Here is a 15,167-nt window from a genome sequence, read left to right as displayed (position 1 = left end):
GGATCGGGATTTTTTATTGGCCAACTCTCATTTGATCGCCTTGGCAGCAGGCGCGATCAAGCGCTGTGCTAGAGTCCGGCGGCCACGGTTTTGCGCTTCGATTTCCAGCTGGTACCTGCATGCATTACAACGATAAGACGGATCTTGAGCGGGCACTGGCCGAGAGCAGGGGTAGCTTCCTGACGGTCGGCTTCTTCAGCCTGTTCATCAACCTACTGCTGCTGGTTCCTGCGTTCTACATGCTGCAGGTTTATGATCGAGTACTCTCCAGCTACAGCGTCACCACGCTGATCATGCTGACCCTGATCATGCTGCTCTTGATGAGTACCTATGGTGCTCTGGAGTGGGTTCGGTCGCGCATCCTGATTCGAGTGTCCACGCGACTCGACCTGTTGCTGAATCAGCGATTCTATGAGGCAAGTTTCAAGCAGGCGCTCTATAGCGGAGGCGCCTTGACTTCGGCCCAGGCGCTCCACGACCTGACCGGTTTACGCCAGTTTCTTACCGGCGCAGGGCTGTTCGCCTTCTTTGATGCACCCTGGCTGCCGATCTACATCGCGGTGATGTTCTTCTTTCATCCGCTGTTCGGGGTTTTTACCGTCGTCGGTGCGGTGATGCTGATCGCGTTGGCCTATGCCAATGAGCGCTTGACGAACAGGCACCTGGCCGACGCTAACCAGGAGCATGCCAGGGCAACGCAATTCACCAGTAAGAATCTGCGCAATGCAGAGGTAGTGACCGCAATGGGTATGCTGCCCAGCCTTTTCGGACGTTGGCATCGCCGCAACAACCGTGTACTGACACTCCAGGCTAGAGCCAGCGAGCGGGGTGGTACCCTCAGCATCCTTTCCAAAACCTTGCGGATGATCCTGCAGTCGCTGATCCTGGGGCTCGGGGCCTGGCTGGTTATCGATCACCAGATCACACCGGGCATGATGACAGCTGGCTCCCTGCTGTTGGGCCGAGCGCTGGCACCTATAGATCTGATGATCGGCAGCTGGAAGGGATTCGTTACTGCGCGGGGTCAATATGGGCGCCTCAACGAACTGTTGCACCAGATACCAGCCGAACCGCAGCGGATGCCTCTGCCCGAGCCGAGGGGCAGTCTGGCCGTCGAGCAGGTCTTTCTGACACCCCCCGGAGCCACTCAGCCTGTGCTCAAGGGGCTCACGTTCACCGTGGCTGCAGGTGCCTCGGTTGGCATCCTGGGGGCAAGTGCGGCCGGTAAGTCGACGCTCGCCCGCGCACTGCTAGGGATCTGGCTGCCACAGACTGGCAAGATTCGTCTCGATGGTGCGGATATTGCCCAATGGCCACGGAGTGATCTGGGGCCGCACCTGGGGTACCTGCCGCAGGACATAGAACTTTTCGAGGGTAGTATCAGCGATAACATCGCGCGCTTCGGTCCGGTGGATCCCAAGGCCGTGGTGGACGCGGCCGAGCTCGCCGGCGTTCACGAGATGATCCTGCGATTGCCCCAGGGGTACGACACGCTCATCGGTGCTCAGGGCGGCTCCCTTTCCGGAGGGCAGCGGCAGCGAATAGGTCTGGCCCGGGCCGTCTATGGCCGGCCCCGCTTGGTGGTGCTGGACGAGCCAAATTCCAATCTGGACGAGCACGGCGAGCGTGCACTCGGCGTCGCCTTGACCCGGCTCAAGCAAAGCGGAACCACGCTGCTCATCGTGACCCATCGCGTCAGCGCTTTGGCCTATGTCGAAAACCTTCTGGTACTCAACGAAGGGCAGATCGTTCTATCAGGTCAACGCGATAAGGTACTGGCACATTTGCAAGGCCGCACGGAGCAGCAGGCGTCTGCTGAGCCTGACGGCTTGGCAGGCAATGGCATCCACCCGTCAGGGCGGGAGGTATGACATGTTGAGGCATGCTGCCCTTATCGATGCTGAAGCCGAAGGCCTCAAGGTATCCGATCAGCCTATCCGTAGGCTTGGTTTCGCCATTCTTCTCGTGGTGTTTGGCCTGGGCGGTCTTTGGGCAGCACTGGCGCCCTTGAGCAGCGCCGTGCTTGCACAGGGCTCCGTGACCGTGAAGAGTTCGCGCAAGACCGTACAGCATCTGGAGGGAGGCATTCTTCAAGAGTTGCGAGTGCACGACGGTGATCGGGTACATGCCGGAGAGGTGCTCATGCGCCTCGACGATACTCAGGATCGCGTCCAGCTCGAAGCAATACGCAGCCAGCGTGTTGCGGCCCAGGCACTCGAAGCCCGGTTGATCGCCGAGCGCGACGACCTTGGCGATGTTTTTTTCACCGCAGACGACCTTGCCGTCGATGATCAACGTGTTCGAGAGGCACGCGGCAGTGAGCGTCAGATATTCGCGGCCCGGCGTGCGGCCAGGCGGGGGGAGGTCGCGGTACTTAGAAATAGGGATGTCGAGCTGGAGCAGCAGATTCGCGGGCTCGAAGCGAACATCCAGAGCAAGGTGAGCCTGGCCAAATCCTACGAAGGCGAGATCAAGGATTTGAGTGACCTGCTCAAACAGGGGTTTGTCAGCAACGAGCGGTTGCGCGATCAGGAACGCAGCCTGTCTCGGCTACAGGCCGAGATTGCCGATCAACGCTCAGCCATTGCTCGGGCGCGCGTTCAGCGTGGCGAAACTCAGTTGCAGATCCTACAGACAAATCAGAGGTTCAAGGCGGAAGTCGCCAGCCAGTTAGCGGACACCCAATCCCGCCTCTATGAGCTTCGTGAACAGCTAAGAGGGCAGCAGGATACGCTTGACCGAAAGGTGATCAAGGCACCAGTGGACGGCATGGTGATGGGGCTAGCCGTCCATACCCTGGGCGGCGTGGTCGCACCAGGTAGTCATCTGCTGGATATCGTCCCAGGTGGGGCGGATCTGTTGGTTGAGGTGGAGATTCAACCGGCCGACATAGATAGGGTCGCCCAGGGCAAGCTTGCCGAGATTCGTTTCAGTGCTTTCAAGGGTGCGACCACGGCCGTATTGGAAGGCGAACTGGTGTACGTCTCCGCAGATCGCTTCATAAATGAAAAGAGTGGGGCGCCCTATTATCTGGCGCGGGTGGCCTTGACTGATCGGGGGCGGCAGGAACTGGAGCACCGTGAATTGCAGCCAGGGATGCCGGCCGAGGTACTTATCAATACAGGTGATCGTACGCTGCTCAACTACCTTCTCAAGCCCGCTCGTAACGCCATGGCGCGTTCGATGATCGAGGAGTAGGGATGCTTCATTGGGCCAGCTTAAGAAGGTGCGCCATCACGTTTCTGATGTGCATCGGACCAGTTGTTGCCGTGGCGTCGACGGAGGACTCCAGTCCACTTGATCTTTGGCAGCTTTATCAAAGAGCCGTTGCGTCTGATCCGCGCATCCTCGGCGCCGACGCACAAATTCGGGTTGGAACTGGCCAGGAACGCGAAGCCTTGGGGCAGTTACTGCCACAGCTCAAGGGCGGGGCTGCCAGTAGCCGTATCAAAAGATCCGAGGGAGCTCGGACACTCTTCTATGACGGGCAAACCTATAACTTGAGTTTGACTCAGGTGCTCTATAATCCCGCAGCCTGGCGTGGTTTCAAGAAGTACTCTGAGCTTACGCGGCAGTATCGATCCCAGGCAGAAGACGCACGTATCCAGTCTGCGGTCGATCTCGTTCAACGTTATTTCGCAGTCCTGGCCGCTGAAGATGAACTCGCACTGGCCAAGGCCGAACGCCAAGCTACGCAGCGTAGTCTCGATCAGGTCTCGGCGTTATTCGAGCGTCATTTAGCGACGATTACCGATAAGTTGCAGCTGGCTGCTCGAGTGGACAGTCTCGAAACGGCAGAAATCGAAGCTAAAAACCAGATTCAGATTGCTCGCGAAGCGCTGGCCGAGCTGTTGGGGCAAGAGGTTTATCAACCGCTGAAGCGGATTGACGAGGGGGCGCTGTTCGCCTCTTTGCCAGGTGCCGAGGAGGAATGGGTAGCTTCGGCAATCGCTCACAATCCTGTGTTACAAGCCAAGCAGAGTGCGCTGAATTCCTCGGAGCTGGCGATCAGCGAAGCCAAGGCAGCTCACCTTCCTACCTTGAGCCTGGCCTTCGGGGCACAACGTAGTGACTTCGTGTACGACAATGTCCTAGCGGCGGACAAAGTAGATACCCTTTCTGCCAGTGTGAATCTACAGATTCCACTCTACAGCGGTGGGTCCATCAGTGCTCGTACCCAGGGTCTGTATGGCGCACGCGATGTGGCCGAGCAAGAATACGAAGCCTTGCGTCGACAGGTAGTCAAGGAAACCAAAACTGCCTATCTCCAAAGCGATGCCAATCTGCGCAAGATCGTCTCGGCGCACAAAGCTCTGGAGTCTGCGGTTAAGTCCCGAGAGATTACGGAAAAGTCCTTTGCCTATGGCACTGTCACTGGCGTAGACATCCTCAATGCCGTTCGCCAGGAGTACCTCAGCCGCCGGGACTATCTTCAAGCGCAATATGGCTTTGTCACCAACCAACTCGTATTGCTGAGGTGGAGCGGAGAGTTTTCTGCGAAAGATATTCAGCGAATCAATGGCTGGCTTTCACCATCGCTAACCGCTAATGCCGTTGGGAAGGGTAAAAGATAGTGTCTGGCACCGTTTCGGGTGCCAGCTCTACCTCCTGGCGACTATTCAGTTTCCATACCCCTCCGGCTCCACCGGAAAGCCGCCATTCGCCGTGATCAGCTTGGTCAGGCGCACCGGAATGGCCTTGGCCGCCGGTACCTTGCTGCCTTCGGCATGGTGCCAGAGCGGGATCAGGGCGTTGCACTCAGGGTAGTAGCCGCCACAGGCGCCTTCCGGAATGTTGTAGGGCGTGACCCGCAGCGGGCCTACCTCGCGCCGCACGCCGTCATCGGCCACCGTCGACACCTGCACCTTGTCGCCCTCGGCCAGGCCCAGGCGTTCGATGTCGTTGTGATTCATCAGGAGCACCGCGCGCGTGCCCTTCACGCCGCGGAAACGGTCGTGATAGCCGTAGATGGTGGTGTTGAACTGGTCGTTGCTGCGCAGCGTCATCAGGGTCAGGACATCACGTCCGGTGGCGGGCATGTCCGGGTCTTCTTCCAGGCTGCGCGGCACGATGAGATTGGCCTTGCCGGTTTCGGTCTTCCACTCGCGCTTGGCCGCTGGCAGCGGGCGATGAAAGCCGCCTACCTCCCACATCCTGGCATTGAAGTCGTGGAAGATCTCCGGGAAGGAGAGGGCGATCTCGTCACGGATCAGGGCATAGTCAGCGACCCAGGCATCCCAGGTGACCTTGGGGTTATCCGGCAGGGTGGCCTTGGCCAGGCCAGCGACGATGGCCGGCTCGGACAGCAGTTCGCCCTCGGGCGGCTCGGCCACACCGCGCCAGCCGTGGATGCAGCCGGTGCTGTCCTCGGTGCTGTGAGCCTGCTCCACGCCATTCTGGCGATCGATTTCGGTACGCCCCAGGCAGGGCAGCAGATAGGCCTTGTCCGCTGGGACGAGGTGATTGCGATTGAGCTTGGTGGCGATTTGCACCGACAGGCGCAGGGTGCGCCAGGCCGGTTCCATCAGACTGGTCTCGGGAATGGCGCGCAGGAAGTTGCCGCCCAGGCCGATGAAGGCCTTTACCGAACCATCGAGGATGCCTTCGCAGGCCTCCACGGTATTGCGCCCCTTGTCCTGTGGCGGGGTGAAGCCGAAGCGCTCGCCGAGCTGCTCCAGCGGCGCCAGTTCCGGTTTCTCGGTGATGCCCACGGTGCGCTGACCCTGGACATTGGAATGACCCCGCACCGGGCAGATGCCGGCGCCAGGCTTGCCGATGTTGCCGCGCATGAGCAGCAGGTTGGCCAGCATCTGGATGGTTTCCACCCCATAGCGATGCTGGGTCAGCCCCATGCCATAGATGCCGATGACTTTCTGACAACGTCCGTAGACGGCAGCGGCCGCTTCCAGGGCACTACGAGTGAGGCCTGACTGGCGCTCCAATTGCGGCCATTCCTGGCGTTGCAGCCATTCGCAGAATTCGGCGAAGCCATGGCAGTGCTCTGCGATGAAGGCATGGTCGAGCACGGCGGGCTGGCCTTGCTCGCGGGCCTGGTCATCGGCGGTCAGCAGGGCCTTGCACATGCCAGTGAGGGCAGCGATGTCGCCACCCGGCTTGAGCTGGTGGTACTGGGTGCTGATCTGGGTGGGGTGATCGGTCAGCATCTCCACCGGCGACTGCGGATTGACGAAGGTCTCCAGACCACGCTCGCGCAAGGGGTTGAAGGTGATGATGGGCGCGCCGCGTTTGCGCGCTTCCTGCAGGTCATGCAGCATCCGCGGGCTGTTGCTGCCGGGATTCTGGCCAAAGAACAGCAGGCAGTCGGCCTGATCGAAATCGTTGAGGGTCACGGTGCCCACGGTCACGCCGATGCTCTTGGGCAGGGCCACCGAAGTGCTCTCGTGGCACATGTTGGAACTGTCCGGCAGATTGTTGGTGCCGTACAGGCGGGCATAGAGCTGATAGAGGTAGGAGGTCTCCAGCGCCGCGCGACCCGAGGCGTAGAAGATCACCGAATCCGGATCCAGTGCCTTGAGCTCGGCGCCGATGTCGGCGAAGGCTTCAGCCCAGCTCACCGGCCGATAGCGGTCGCTCGCGGCGTCGTAACGCAGGGGGTGGGTCAGGCGTCCGACCTCTTCCAGATCGTAGTCGCGCCAGCCGCGCAGTTCAGTGAGGGAATGGCCGGCGAAGAACTCCGGTCCGCACCTCTTGCTGGTGACCTCCCAGGCCGTGGCCTTGGCGCCGTTCTCGCAGAATTCCAGTGGGTGGGGCTTGCCGGGCTTGGCCCAGGCACAACTCACGCAGGCGAAACCGCCATGCTTATTCTGCCGGGCCAGCAGAGCACCGGACTTGAGTGGCACTCGCTCGCGCAAGACGATCTCGGTCACCGAGCGCGCCGAGCCCCAGCCACCCGAGGGCGCGTCGTAGCGTTCAACCTTGGGTTTGCCGATCTTGCTCATGATGCGCCTCGTGTGACGGTCTGGCGATGTGCCTGTAGGTCATGGGACGGCGCGTCTGGCAGTAAGGTTCTGGCGGTCAGCCAGGCGGTGCAGCGAAGCCCAGCTGGCGCCAGCCTTCATAGACGGCCACGGCCACGGTGTTGGACAGATTGAGGCTGCGCCGGTTGGGCAACATGGGCAGGCGCAGCCGTTGTTCGGGCGGCAGGGACTCCAGCACCTCGGCTGGCAGACCACGACTTTCCGGGCCGAACAGCAGGGCGTCGCCCGGCGCATAGGCGATCTCGGTGAAGGGATGGCTGGCCTTGGTGGTGAAGGCCAGCAGTCGCGGCGGCTGCAAATCTGCTATACAGGCCGCGAGGCTGGCATGGGTCCGCACGCTGGACCATTCGTGGTAGTCCAGGCCGGCGCGGCGCAATTTCTTGTCGTCCAGTGCGAAGCCCAGCGGCTCGATCAGATGCAGGCGGCAGCCAGTGATGGCGCACAGGCGAATGACGTTGCCGGTATTGGGCGGAATTTCCGGTTGGTAGAGGATGATGTCGAACATGAAGGGCAGGGCGCCTGGCAAAGCGCCTATGGTACTGCGCCGCCGACGCGGCGTCGCGAGCGGGACAGGGCGATGAGCCTCTGGCGCCGGCTGGTCGACTGGCTGTTGCGCGAACAGCGCGCCCGCCGGGACGAACTGGCGCGGGTGGAGGATCCCGAGCTGCTCAAGGCCGAATGGCGCAGCCAGCGCCAGCGCCTGACCCTTTGGCTGGCCTCGGCGGCCCTGGGCGCCGGATTGTTCGGCATGATCATCGGCCAGCTGGTGTACCAGCGCACCCATCCCGATCCCTGGTCGGCCGAGGCCCGCCGCCCGGTCATCCTGGGGGTGGACAGTCGCCAGGAGGCCGGCCGCTTCGAATTGCTGATCACCGCCGATCGCTCGCTGTTCTATGAACGCTATCGCCCCGAGGGCGCCCTCAGTCTGCGCCTACCCCGGGCCCGCTGGGACGGTGGCGAACGCCAGGGACGGGTGGTGCGTCCGGGTGGCAGCTTTTCTTGGACGGTGCGCCAGGAGGGGCAGGATCTGAAGGTGCTACTGGTAGGTGTCGGCGGCGCACTGCAGGCCAGCGACCGGATCGTGGAAGAAGGCGAGGACTGGGTGCTTCACGTCGAGGTCCCGCTGACGCCCTGAAATGCCCCGTTATCAGGCAAAAGACTGGCTGTTTGCACCAGAGCGGAACGGGGCGGGGCGCCGGGCTGCCTTGACGCTTCGGCTGCCTTTGCCAGTCCCCTTGTCTTGGCTATAGAGCAGGAGGCGCTCTAGCCTGGGGTTTGCAGCTTTTCGCAGGCGAAAAAAAGAGGCCATCACCGTGAGTGATGGCCTCAGGAAGAAAAGAGGGGATTCCCCAGCCTGCCTGTACCGAGGTCCCCAAAAGGGTAGTTACCTGGGGTATTGCAGGAGGTGTGCCAAGTTTTGGCTTGGGTGATTTTGGAGGATTCGTAGGTTGGGTTGAGGCGGCTTCATCACCGAAGCCCAACAATGTGAAGCCAGTGCTAGCTAGGTGCTAGGTGCTAGGTGCTAGGTGCTAAGGCTTATTGGTGCCTTGGCTGTTTACCGAGTGTTGTGGGTGCCTCTTGTTTCGCCCACCCGGGCGACTCACTTTTTTCAGTCGCGGCTGCGCGCCCCGGACTACGCGTCCCGGACAAAAGTAAGCAAAAACGCTTGCCCCGATCATCCGGCCCTCCGCTGCGCTCCGGGTAATTCGCTGCGCTCACCCTTCGGGCCAGCCTGCGGCTGTTACTCCGCTTCGCTAAGCTTCGCTCACGCCAGCGCCGTTCCGGGGTCGGTCCAGATGGGCCGTCCATGGCTCACTGGACCTCTCGCCACATCCCTGCGGCTCGACCCACTCCACGACACTGGCGTTCACCCTTCTGAACGGGGCGATTCGCCAGCCTGAAAGTGTTGGTTGAAGAAGTACGAAGAGCTGTGACCCGTAGCGTGGACAACGGCAAAGCCTTGTCCACAGGGATCGGCGTTACGCGCCAGTGGAAAACGCTGCGCGGTTTTCCACGCTACAGATACTGGAAATACCTAACTCTCAGGCTGGCGCCCGTCCCCGTCAGTGAGGTCGAGCATAGGTGTCGTGGAGGGGAAGGCGAGGCAGGACGCCGAGCAAGGCGCGAGGGGCAGGAGGCCCCTTCGTGCCGTGCCCCTGGAGCGGCGCCGGGGCGAGGGAAACGTAGCGAAGCGGAGTAACAGCCGCAGGCTGGCCCGAAGGGTGAGCGAAGCGAATCACCCGGAGCGAAACGGAGGGCCGAAACGTGGGGTGTGCTTTCTTTTGCTTACTTTTCTTTGCACCGGGCGGCGATCCGCAAGCAAAGAAAAGTGAGTCGCCGGCCAGGCGAAACAAGAGCCATCAGCAAAACACGATAATCAGTTAGGGCAACCTAACCCTACCCTAAGCCAAAACAAAGCGTTGGGCTTCGCTATCGCTCAGCCCAACCTACGGCACGGTAGAGAGCCTCAGTCTTCCCCCTCCTCATCCGGCCCATCCACCTTCATGCCCAGCTCCTTGATCTTGCGGGTCAGGGTGTTGCGTCCCCAGCCGAGCAGCACGGCGGCGTCGCGGCGGCGGCCGGCGGTGTGCTTGAGGGCGGTCTCGATCATGATGCGTTCGAAGGCCGGCACGGCGTTGTCCAGCAGGCTGGACTGGCCGCGGGTGAGGGCCTGGTCGGCCCACTGGCGCAGCGCCTGTTCCCAGTTGGCGGCGGGGGCGGCGTCCTGGGGCTGGTTGAGCAGCTCCGGTGGCAGGTCGTCGATCAGCACCTCGCGGCTGGAGGCCATCACCGTGATCCAGCGGCAGGTGTTCTCCAGCTGGCGCACGTTGCCCTGCCAGGGCAGCCCTTTCATGTATTCCTCGGTCTCGCTGCGCAGGGTCTTGGGTTCCACGGCCAGCTCCTGGGCGGCGCGGGCGAGGAAGTGGCGGGCGAGGGCGGGGATGTCCTCGCGGCGGTCGGCCAGGCGCGGGATGTGGATGCGGATGACGTTGAGGCGGTGGAAGAGGTCTTCGCGGAACTTGCCCTCGCGCACCAGGCCTTCGAGATTCTGGTGGGTGGCGGCGATGATGCGGACGTCGACCTTGACCGGGGTATGGCCACCGACACGGTAGAACTCGCCATCGGCCAGCACGCGCAGCAGGCGGGTCTGGGTGTCGGCCGGCATGTCGCCGATCTCGTCGAGGAACAGGCTGCCGCCGTCGGCCTGTTCGAAACGGCCCCGGCGCTGGGCCGCGGCACCGGTGAAGGCCCCCTTCTCGTGGCCGAACAGCTCGGACTCCATCAGGTCCTTGGGAATGGCGGCCATGTTCAGGGCGATGAAGGGCGCGGTGGCACGCGGGCTGTGGCGGTGCAGAGCGTGGGCGACCAGCTCCTTGCCGGTACCGGATTCGCCATTGATCAGCACCGTGATGTTGGAGTGCGAGAGGCGGCCGATGGCGCGGAACACCTCCTGCATCGCCGGCGCCTCGCCGATGATCTCGGGGGTGCGGGTCAGGTGCTCCGGCTCGGCGAAGCCCTGTTGCTCCTGGGCATGCTGCCCGGCGCGCTTGACCAGGGCCACGGCCTCGTCGACGTCGAAGGGCTTGGGCAGGTATTCGAAGGCGCCGCCCTGGTAGGAAGCCACGGCGCTGTCCAGGTCGGAGTGGGCGGTCATGATGATGACCGGCAGCCGTGGGTGCATCTCGCGGATGCGTGACAGCAGGTCCAGGCCACTGGTCCCCGGCATGCGGATGTCCGAGATCACCACGTCCGGTTGCTGACGACCGAGGCGGGTCATGACGCTATCGGCGCTGTCGAAGGCGACGGTGGTCATGCCTTCCTGTTGCAGGGCTTTTTCCAGGACCCAGCGGATGGAACGGTCGTCGTCGACGATCCAGACGGTCTCCTGACGGCTCATGCGTACTCCTCGTTATTCCAGCGGCAGGAAGATGCTGAAGGCGGTGTGGCCAGGATGGCTTTCACACTCGATCAGCCCCTGGTGCTGGGTGATGATGTTCTGGGTGATGGCGAGCCCGAGGCCGGTGCCGTCGGGGCGACCGCTGACCATGGGATAGAAGATGGTTTCCTGCAGGTCCTGGGGAATGCCCGGACCGTTGTCGATGATCTCCACCTTGCACACCAGGCGATGGCGGTGATGGGCGATGGTGAACTGGCGCAGGGTACGGGTTCTCAGGGTCACCCGGCCCAGGCGCAGTTCGTTCTGCTGGGAGATGGCCTGCATGGCGTTGCGCACGATGTTGAGCACTGCCTGGATCATCTGCTCCCGATCGATCATCAGGTCGGGGATGCTCGGGTCGTAGTCGCGTACCAGATTGATCAGGCCCTGGCTTTCCGCTTCCACCAGGCTGCAGACCCGTTCGAGCACCTCGTGGACGTTGGTGGTGGAAAGCTTCGGCAGCTTGTTGGAGCCGAGCATGCGGTCGACCAGATTCCGCAGCCGGTCCGCTTCCTCGATGATGACGTTGGTGTAGTCCTTGAGTGATTCTTCGGGCAGCTCGCGGGCCAGTAGCTGGGCTGCGCCGCGGATGCCACCCAGGGGATTCTTGATCTCGTGGGCCAGGCCGCGCACCAGGAGCTTGGTGGTCTCCTGCTTTGAGAGCTGTGCCTCCTCCTTGGTGATGCGCAGCAGCCGGTCGCGCGGATGGACTTCCAGCAGCAGCAGGGTGTTGTGGCGGTCCAGGATGGGGGTCACCGCATAGTCCACCGTGAGGCTGTTGCCCGAGGTGGAGACCAGCAGCGCCTCGCGCTTGGTGAAGGGGTGGGCATGATCGACCGCCTGCCGCAGCGCCTGCAGGGCCTCGGGCGACTCGGTGAACAACTCGCTGATGAACTGGCCGTGGCTGCGCTGGCCGCTGATGGCCAACAGCATCTCGGCCGCCGGATTCATGTACTCCAGACGCAGCTCCGCATCGAGCAGGATGACCGCGGTCGTGAGGTTGTCGAGCAGGAGCCGGTGGATGACGTCGGTAGGCATGAGGGGCCACAGCGCTATAGGGACGATAGGAAAATGCAAGAAGCAAACCAAGACGCCCCGAGTTAGGGCAGATGCCTGCAACGTGCACTAACAGCCGCCGCGCGGGCCGGTAGTCCCTGCAGGATTTGTCTCAAGATGGTGCATGGACAAAAAGCGCACCAAAGAGGTGCGCTAGAGGAAAGGTAGCCAGGATTTCTTGGCTTCGGGCGGTTTCATGTCCAGCGGACATTCCGGACGTTTGCCCCAATCCTTGTCAGTGCAGGGATGGGCGCGGCGCTTCTGCTCCAGGGAGGGACGCCGCAGGTGAAAGGGCTGGGCCGGCGTACGCTCCAGCACATTGCCGTCGGCGGCGAGGATCTCCGCCACCAGGCTATGGGTGCCACGATCCAGGTTGTCCAGGGGAAACACCGGACTGCGCCCGACGCCGGCTTCCCTGTCATCCACCAGCAGCCGGTAGCTGTGACCCGGCTGCAGCTCCGGCTCGCTGACCAGGCTGACGATGAGCTGCCCTTGCTGATCGATCACCGTGGCGTCGGGCTCGGGTACCAGGATGCGCAGCATCTGGTAGCGGAAGGGCGCGGCCTTGGGCGTCCTGGCCACCGGCGCGGTGGGAGTCGGACTCAGCTTGCGGGTCGGCTGGCCCTGCTGGTTGAGGTTGTTGGGCGTGCTCAGTGGTACCGGCGTCGCCTTCACACCCTTGGGCGGTTGATCGGTGTAGACCCGATTGCCTTCCTTGTCGACGTAGCTATAGACCGCCGCCTGGGCAGGCAGCAGCAGGCACAGCAGCAACAGGGTCAGGAGCGAACGCATCAGCGGGCCGGGCTGTTGACGCTGATGCGCTGCACGGTAACGGTCTTCTCGGCACTGGTCTGGATCACCTCGCCATTGCCCGACAGCACCTGGGCGGCGAAGCGGTGCTCACCACGCTCCAGGTTGGCCACGCCGAAGCGGGTGCTCTGACCCGGGCTGCCATAGGGCGCGCCATCCACCAGCAGTTGCAGCGACTGCCCCGGGCCCAGGGCCGGCTCCACGGACACGCCCACCGAGAAGGTACCGTTGTTGGCGCGGATGGCCTCATCGTCGGGCACATTGACCTCCAGGCGGTTGAAGGCCGGGCCCGTGGGTGTCGATGGCGTGGGGGCATTGGGGATGGGCGGCGCCGGCCGCGGATTGTCCACGGTATTGGTAGGTGCCACCTGCACGGGCTTGGCATTGGCCGAGGGCTGGTCGCTGAACACCGTGTTACCTTCGGCATCCACCGACTTGTAGATCGCGGCCTGGGCGGAGCAGGCGAGGCAGAGCAGACAGGAGGCAAGCAGGCGAGGCATGGCAGGATCTCGGCCGGGCGATGGATACCAAGGGTAGCAGGCGCGCCGCGTGCGCCGGTAGGCAACTTGGCATGCGTGGCGCTGCGTCGGTCGCGACGGCTTTTCGTGGCGCAAAGAAAAGGCCTCCCGAGGGAGGCCTTTCGCTTACCGCAGCGGGATCAGACGCTGTAGTACAGATCGTATTCCAGCGGGTGCACGAAGGTACGCACCTTGATCTCTTCCTCGGACTTCAGCTCGATGTAGGCATCGATGAACTCGTCGGTGAAGACGCCGCCCTTGGTCAGGAACGCACGACCGGCGTCCAGGGCTTCCAGGGCTTCCTTCAGGCTGCCGCAGACCTGCGGGATCTTCTTGCCTTCTTCCGGCGGCAGATCGTACAGGTTCTTGTCGGCGGCATCGCCGGGGTGGATCTTGTTCTGGATACCGTCCAGGCCGGCCATCAGCAGGGCGGCGAAGCACAGGTAGGGGTTGGCAGCCGGATCCGGGAAGCGGGCTTCGATGCGGCGGGCTTTCGGGCTCGACACATAGGGGATACGGATGGAGGCGGAACGGTTACGGGCCGAGTAGGCCAGCATGACCGGTGCTTCGAAGCCGGGCACCAGACGCTTGTAGCTGTTGGTGGACGGGTTGGTGAAGCCGTTCAGCGCCTTGCCGTGCTTGATGATGCCGCCGATGAAGTACAGGGCGGTGTCGGACAGGCCGGCATAGCCTTCGCCAGCGAAGGTGTTCTTGCCATCCTTGGAGATGGACATGTGCACGTGCATGCCGGAGCCGTTGTCGCCGTACAGGGGCTTGGGCATGAAGGTGGCGGTCTTGCCGTAGGCATCGGCCACGTTGTGCACGACGTACTTCAGGGTCTGGGTCTCGTCGGCCTTCTTGACCAAGGTGTTGAACTGCACACCGATCTCGTTCTGGCCAGCGGTCGCCACTTCGTGGTGGTGAACTTCCACGACCAGGCCCATCTCTTCCAGGGCGTTGCACATGGCGGTACGGATTTCGTGGTCATGGTCGACCGGCGGCAGGGGGAAGTAGCCGCCCTTGACGCCCGGGCGGTGGCCCTTGTTGCCGGACTCGAAGTCGGCGTCGGTGTTCCAGGAGGCCTGCTCGGAGAAGATCTTGAACATGGAGCCGGAGATGTCCGACTTGAACTTCACTTCGTCGAAGATGAAGAACTCGGGCTCCGGGCCGACGAACACGGTGTCGCCGATGCCGGTGGACTTCAGGTACTCCTCGGCAGCACGGGCGATACCACGGGGGTCGCGCTCGTAGGGCTGCATGGTGGAGGGTTCGATGATGTCGCAGACCAGGATCAGGGTCGGCTCTTCGGTGAAGGGATCCAGAACGGCGGTGCTGTCGTCGGGCAGCAGGATCATGTCGGAGGCTTCGATGCCTTTCCAGCCGGCGATGGAGGAGCCGTCGAACATCTTGCCGTGGGCGAAGAAGTCTTCGTCCAGCGCGTCACGCGCCGGCATGGTGACGTGTTGCTGCTTGCCTTTGGTGTCGGTGAAGCGCAGGTCTACCCACTTCACGTCGTTTTCTTTGATCAGTTGAACAGCCTTCGACATGGTTTCCTCCAGAGGAATTTCGGCCGGGAGCGGTTGGCGGTACTCCCGGTATCAGCTGTGCCCTTGAGGGGCGCTCCCGTATTGCCTGGTCCATGACCGGCGTTCCACGAAAAGCGCCCTATGCTGGCCCAGGGGCGGCTGCCTCACAAGAGAGCAAGTTGTATGCCAGTGCCCCCAAATGGGCTGGAGGGCCTTCCTGGCGCCTCCCATGCCGTTTTCAGGCCAGTCGAGGCCGTATCTGTGCACCAATTTAGTGCATTGAAATCCGTCCCTGCACTCAAATGGCGCCAGAGGTGATTTT

11 protein-coding genes are annotated in these 15,167 nt (G+C 62.6%); 4 read left to right on the top strand and 7 right to left on the bottom strand.

Annotation, left to right across the window (positions count from 1 at the left end):
* Window positions 1–119: 119 nt before the first annotated feature.
* From PJ259_RS14590 to PJ259_RS14580, 3 genes are read left to right on the top strand one after another with little or no spacing between them, the layout of a single operon-like run.
* Window positions 120–1,871, top strand: coding sequence for a type I secretion system permease/ATPase (locus tag PJ259_RS14590; RefSeq protein ID WP_271653302.1), 1,752 nt, complete (start codon window positions 120–122; stop codon window positions 1,869–1,871).
* A gap of 1 nt (window position 1,872) precedes the next feature.
* Window positions 1,873–3,198 (top strand): HlyD family type I secretion periplasmic adaptor subunit, encoded by a 1,326-nt coding sequence (locus tag PJ259_RS14585; protein WP_271653301.1) that lies wholly within the window; start codon window positions 1,873–1,875, stop codon window positions 3,196–3,198.
* 2 nt (window positions 3,199–3,200) lie between these two features.
* On the top strand, window positions 3,201–4,574 hold the full coding sequence (locus PJ259_RS14580) for a TolC family outer membrane protein (RefSeq protein WP_271653300.1): 1,374 nt from the start codon (window positions 3,201–3,203) through the stop codon (window positions 4,572–4,574).
* 45 nt (window positions 4,575–4,619) lie between these two features.
* Here PJ259_RS14580 and PJ259_RS14575 read toward each other — a convergent pair whose 3' ends face one another.
* Window positions 4,620–6,959 (bottom strand): FdhF/YdeP family oxidoreductase, encoded by a 2,340-nt coding sequence (locus PJ259_RS14575; protein ID WP_271653299.1) that lies wholly within the window; start codon window positions 6,957–6,959, stop codon window positions 4,620–4,622.
* A gap of 76 nt (window positions 6,960–7,035) precedes the next feature.
* Window positions 7,036–7,503: a tRNA (cytidine(34)-2'-O)-methyltransferase gene (locus PJ259_RS14570; RefSeq protein ID WP_007161318.1), complete on the bottom strand. Its 468-nt coding sequence runs from the start codon at window positions 7,501–7,503 to the stop codon at window positions 7,036–7,038.
* Window positions 7,504–7,575: 72 nt separating this feature from the next.
* Here PJ259_RS14570 and PJ259_RS14565 point away from each other — a divergent pair, with 72 nt between their 5' ends.
* Entirely contained in the window at window positions 7,576–8,133 is a 558-nt protein-coding gene (locus PJ259_RS14565) for a hypothetical protein (RefSeq protein WP_271653298.1), read from the top strand.
* Between the two features lie 1,332 nt (window positions 8,134–9,465).
* On the opposite strand, the gene ntrC is transcribed toward PJ259_RS14565, so the two are convergent.
* The 5 genes from ntrC to glnA all read right to left on the bottom strand — a co-directional run bounded on the left by ntrC (window position 9,466) and on the right by glnA (window position 14,866).
* The gene (gene ntrC, locus PJ259_RS14560; RefSeq protein WP_271653297.1) at window positions 9,466–10,896 is read right to left on the bottom strand and encodes a nitrogen regulation protein NR(I); all 1,431 of its coding nucleotides are present in this window, start codon (window positions 10,894–10,896) and stop codon (window positions 9,466–9,468) included.
* Window positions 10,897–10,908: 12 nt separating this feature from the next.
* Window positions 10,909–11,973, bottom strand: a complete 1,065-nt coding sequence (gene glnL / locus PJ259_RS14555) for a nitrogen regulation protein NR(II) (RefSeq protein WP_059316524.1) — start codon at window positions 11,971–11,973, stop codon at window positions 10,909–10,911.
* Between the two features lie 171 nt (window positions 11,974–12,144).
* Window positions 12,145–12,783, bottom strand: a complete 639-nt coding sequence (locus tag PJ259_RS14550; protein WP_059316523.1) for a DUF4124 domain-containing protein — start codon at window positions 12,781–12,783, stop codon at window positions 12,145–12,147.
* Window positions 12,783–13,301, bottom strand: coding sequence for a DUF4124 domain-containing protein (locus tag PJ259_RS14545; protein WP_271653296.1), 519 nt, complete (start codon window positions 13,299–13,301; stop codon window positions 12,783–12,785). Before PJ259_RS14545 ends, PJ259_RS14550 begins: the two co-directional genes overlap by 1 nt.
* A gap of 158 nt (window positions 13,302–13,459) precedes the next feature.
* Window positions 13,460–14,866, bottom strand: a complete 1,407-nt coding sequence (gene glnA, locus PJ259_RS14540; RefSeq protein WP_059316521.1) for a glutamate--ammonia ligase — start codon at window positions 14,864–14,866, stop codon at window positions 13,460–13,462.
* Between the last annotated feature and the right edge of the window lie 301 nt (window positions 14,867–15,167).

This window comes from Pseudomonas sp. JBR1 (assembly GCF_028198185.1).
GTDB lineage: Bacteria > Pseudomonadota > Gammaproteobacteria > Pseudomonadales > Pseudomonadaceae > Chryseomonas > Chryseomonas oryzihabitans_E.
Note: the sequence above shows the minus strand (reverse complement) of the source record. Positions and strands in the feature narration are given on the sequence as shown.

What these genes read in the sequence shown, in the direction of transcription:
- PJ259_RS14565 (WP_271653298.1), top strand. Translation starts at nt 7,576, where the DNA reads ATGAGCCTCTGGCGCCGGCTGGTCGACTGGCTGTTGCGCGAACAGCGC.
- PJ259_RS14545 (WP_271653296.1), bottom strand. Translation starts at nt 13,301, where the DNA reads ATGCCTCGCCTGCTTGCCTCCTGTCTGCTCTGCCTCGCCTGCTCCGCC.
- PJ259_RS14585 (WP_271653301.1), top strand. Translation starts at nt 1,873, where the DNA reads ATGTTGAGGCATGCTGCCCTTATCGATGCTGAAGCCGAAGGCCTCAAG.
- PJ259_RS14575 (WP_271653299.1), bottom strand. Translation starts at nt 6,959, where the DNA reads ATGAGCAAGATCGGCAAACCCAAGGTTGAACGCTACGACGCGCCCTCG.
- PJ259_RS14590 (WP_271653302.1), top strand. Translation starts at nt 120, where the DNA reads ATGCATTACAACGATAAGACGGATCTTGAGCGGGCACTGGCCGAGAGC.
- glnA (WP_059316521.1), bottom strand. Translation starts at nt 14,866, where the DNA reads ATGTCGAAGGCTGTTCAACTGATCAAAGAAAACGACGTGAAGTGGGTA.
- PJ259_RS14550 (WP_059316523.1), bottom strand. Translation starts at nt 12,783, where the DNA reads ATGCGTTCGCTCCTGACCCTGTTGCTGCTGTGCCTGCTGCTGCCTGCC.
- PJ259_RS14570 (WP_007161318.1), bottom strand. Translation starts at nt 7,503, where the DNA reads ATGTTCGACATCATCCTCTACCAACCGGAAATTCCGCCCAATACCGGC.
- PJ259_RS14580 (WP_271653300.1), top strand. Translation starts at nt 3,201, where the DNA reads ATGCTTCATTGGGCCAGCTTAAGAAGGTGCGCCATCACGTTTCTGATG.
- ntrC (WP_271653297.1), bottom strand. Translation starts at nt 10,896, where the DNA reads ATGAGCCGTCAGGAGACCGTCTGGATCGTCGACGACGACCGTTCCATC.
- glnL (WP_059316524.1), bottom strand. Translation starts at nt 11,973, where the DNA reads ATGCCTACCGACGTCATCCACCGGCTCCTGCTCGACAACCTCACGACC.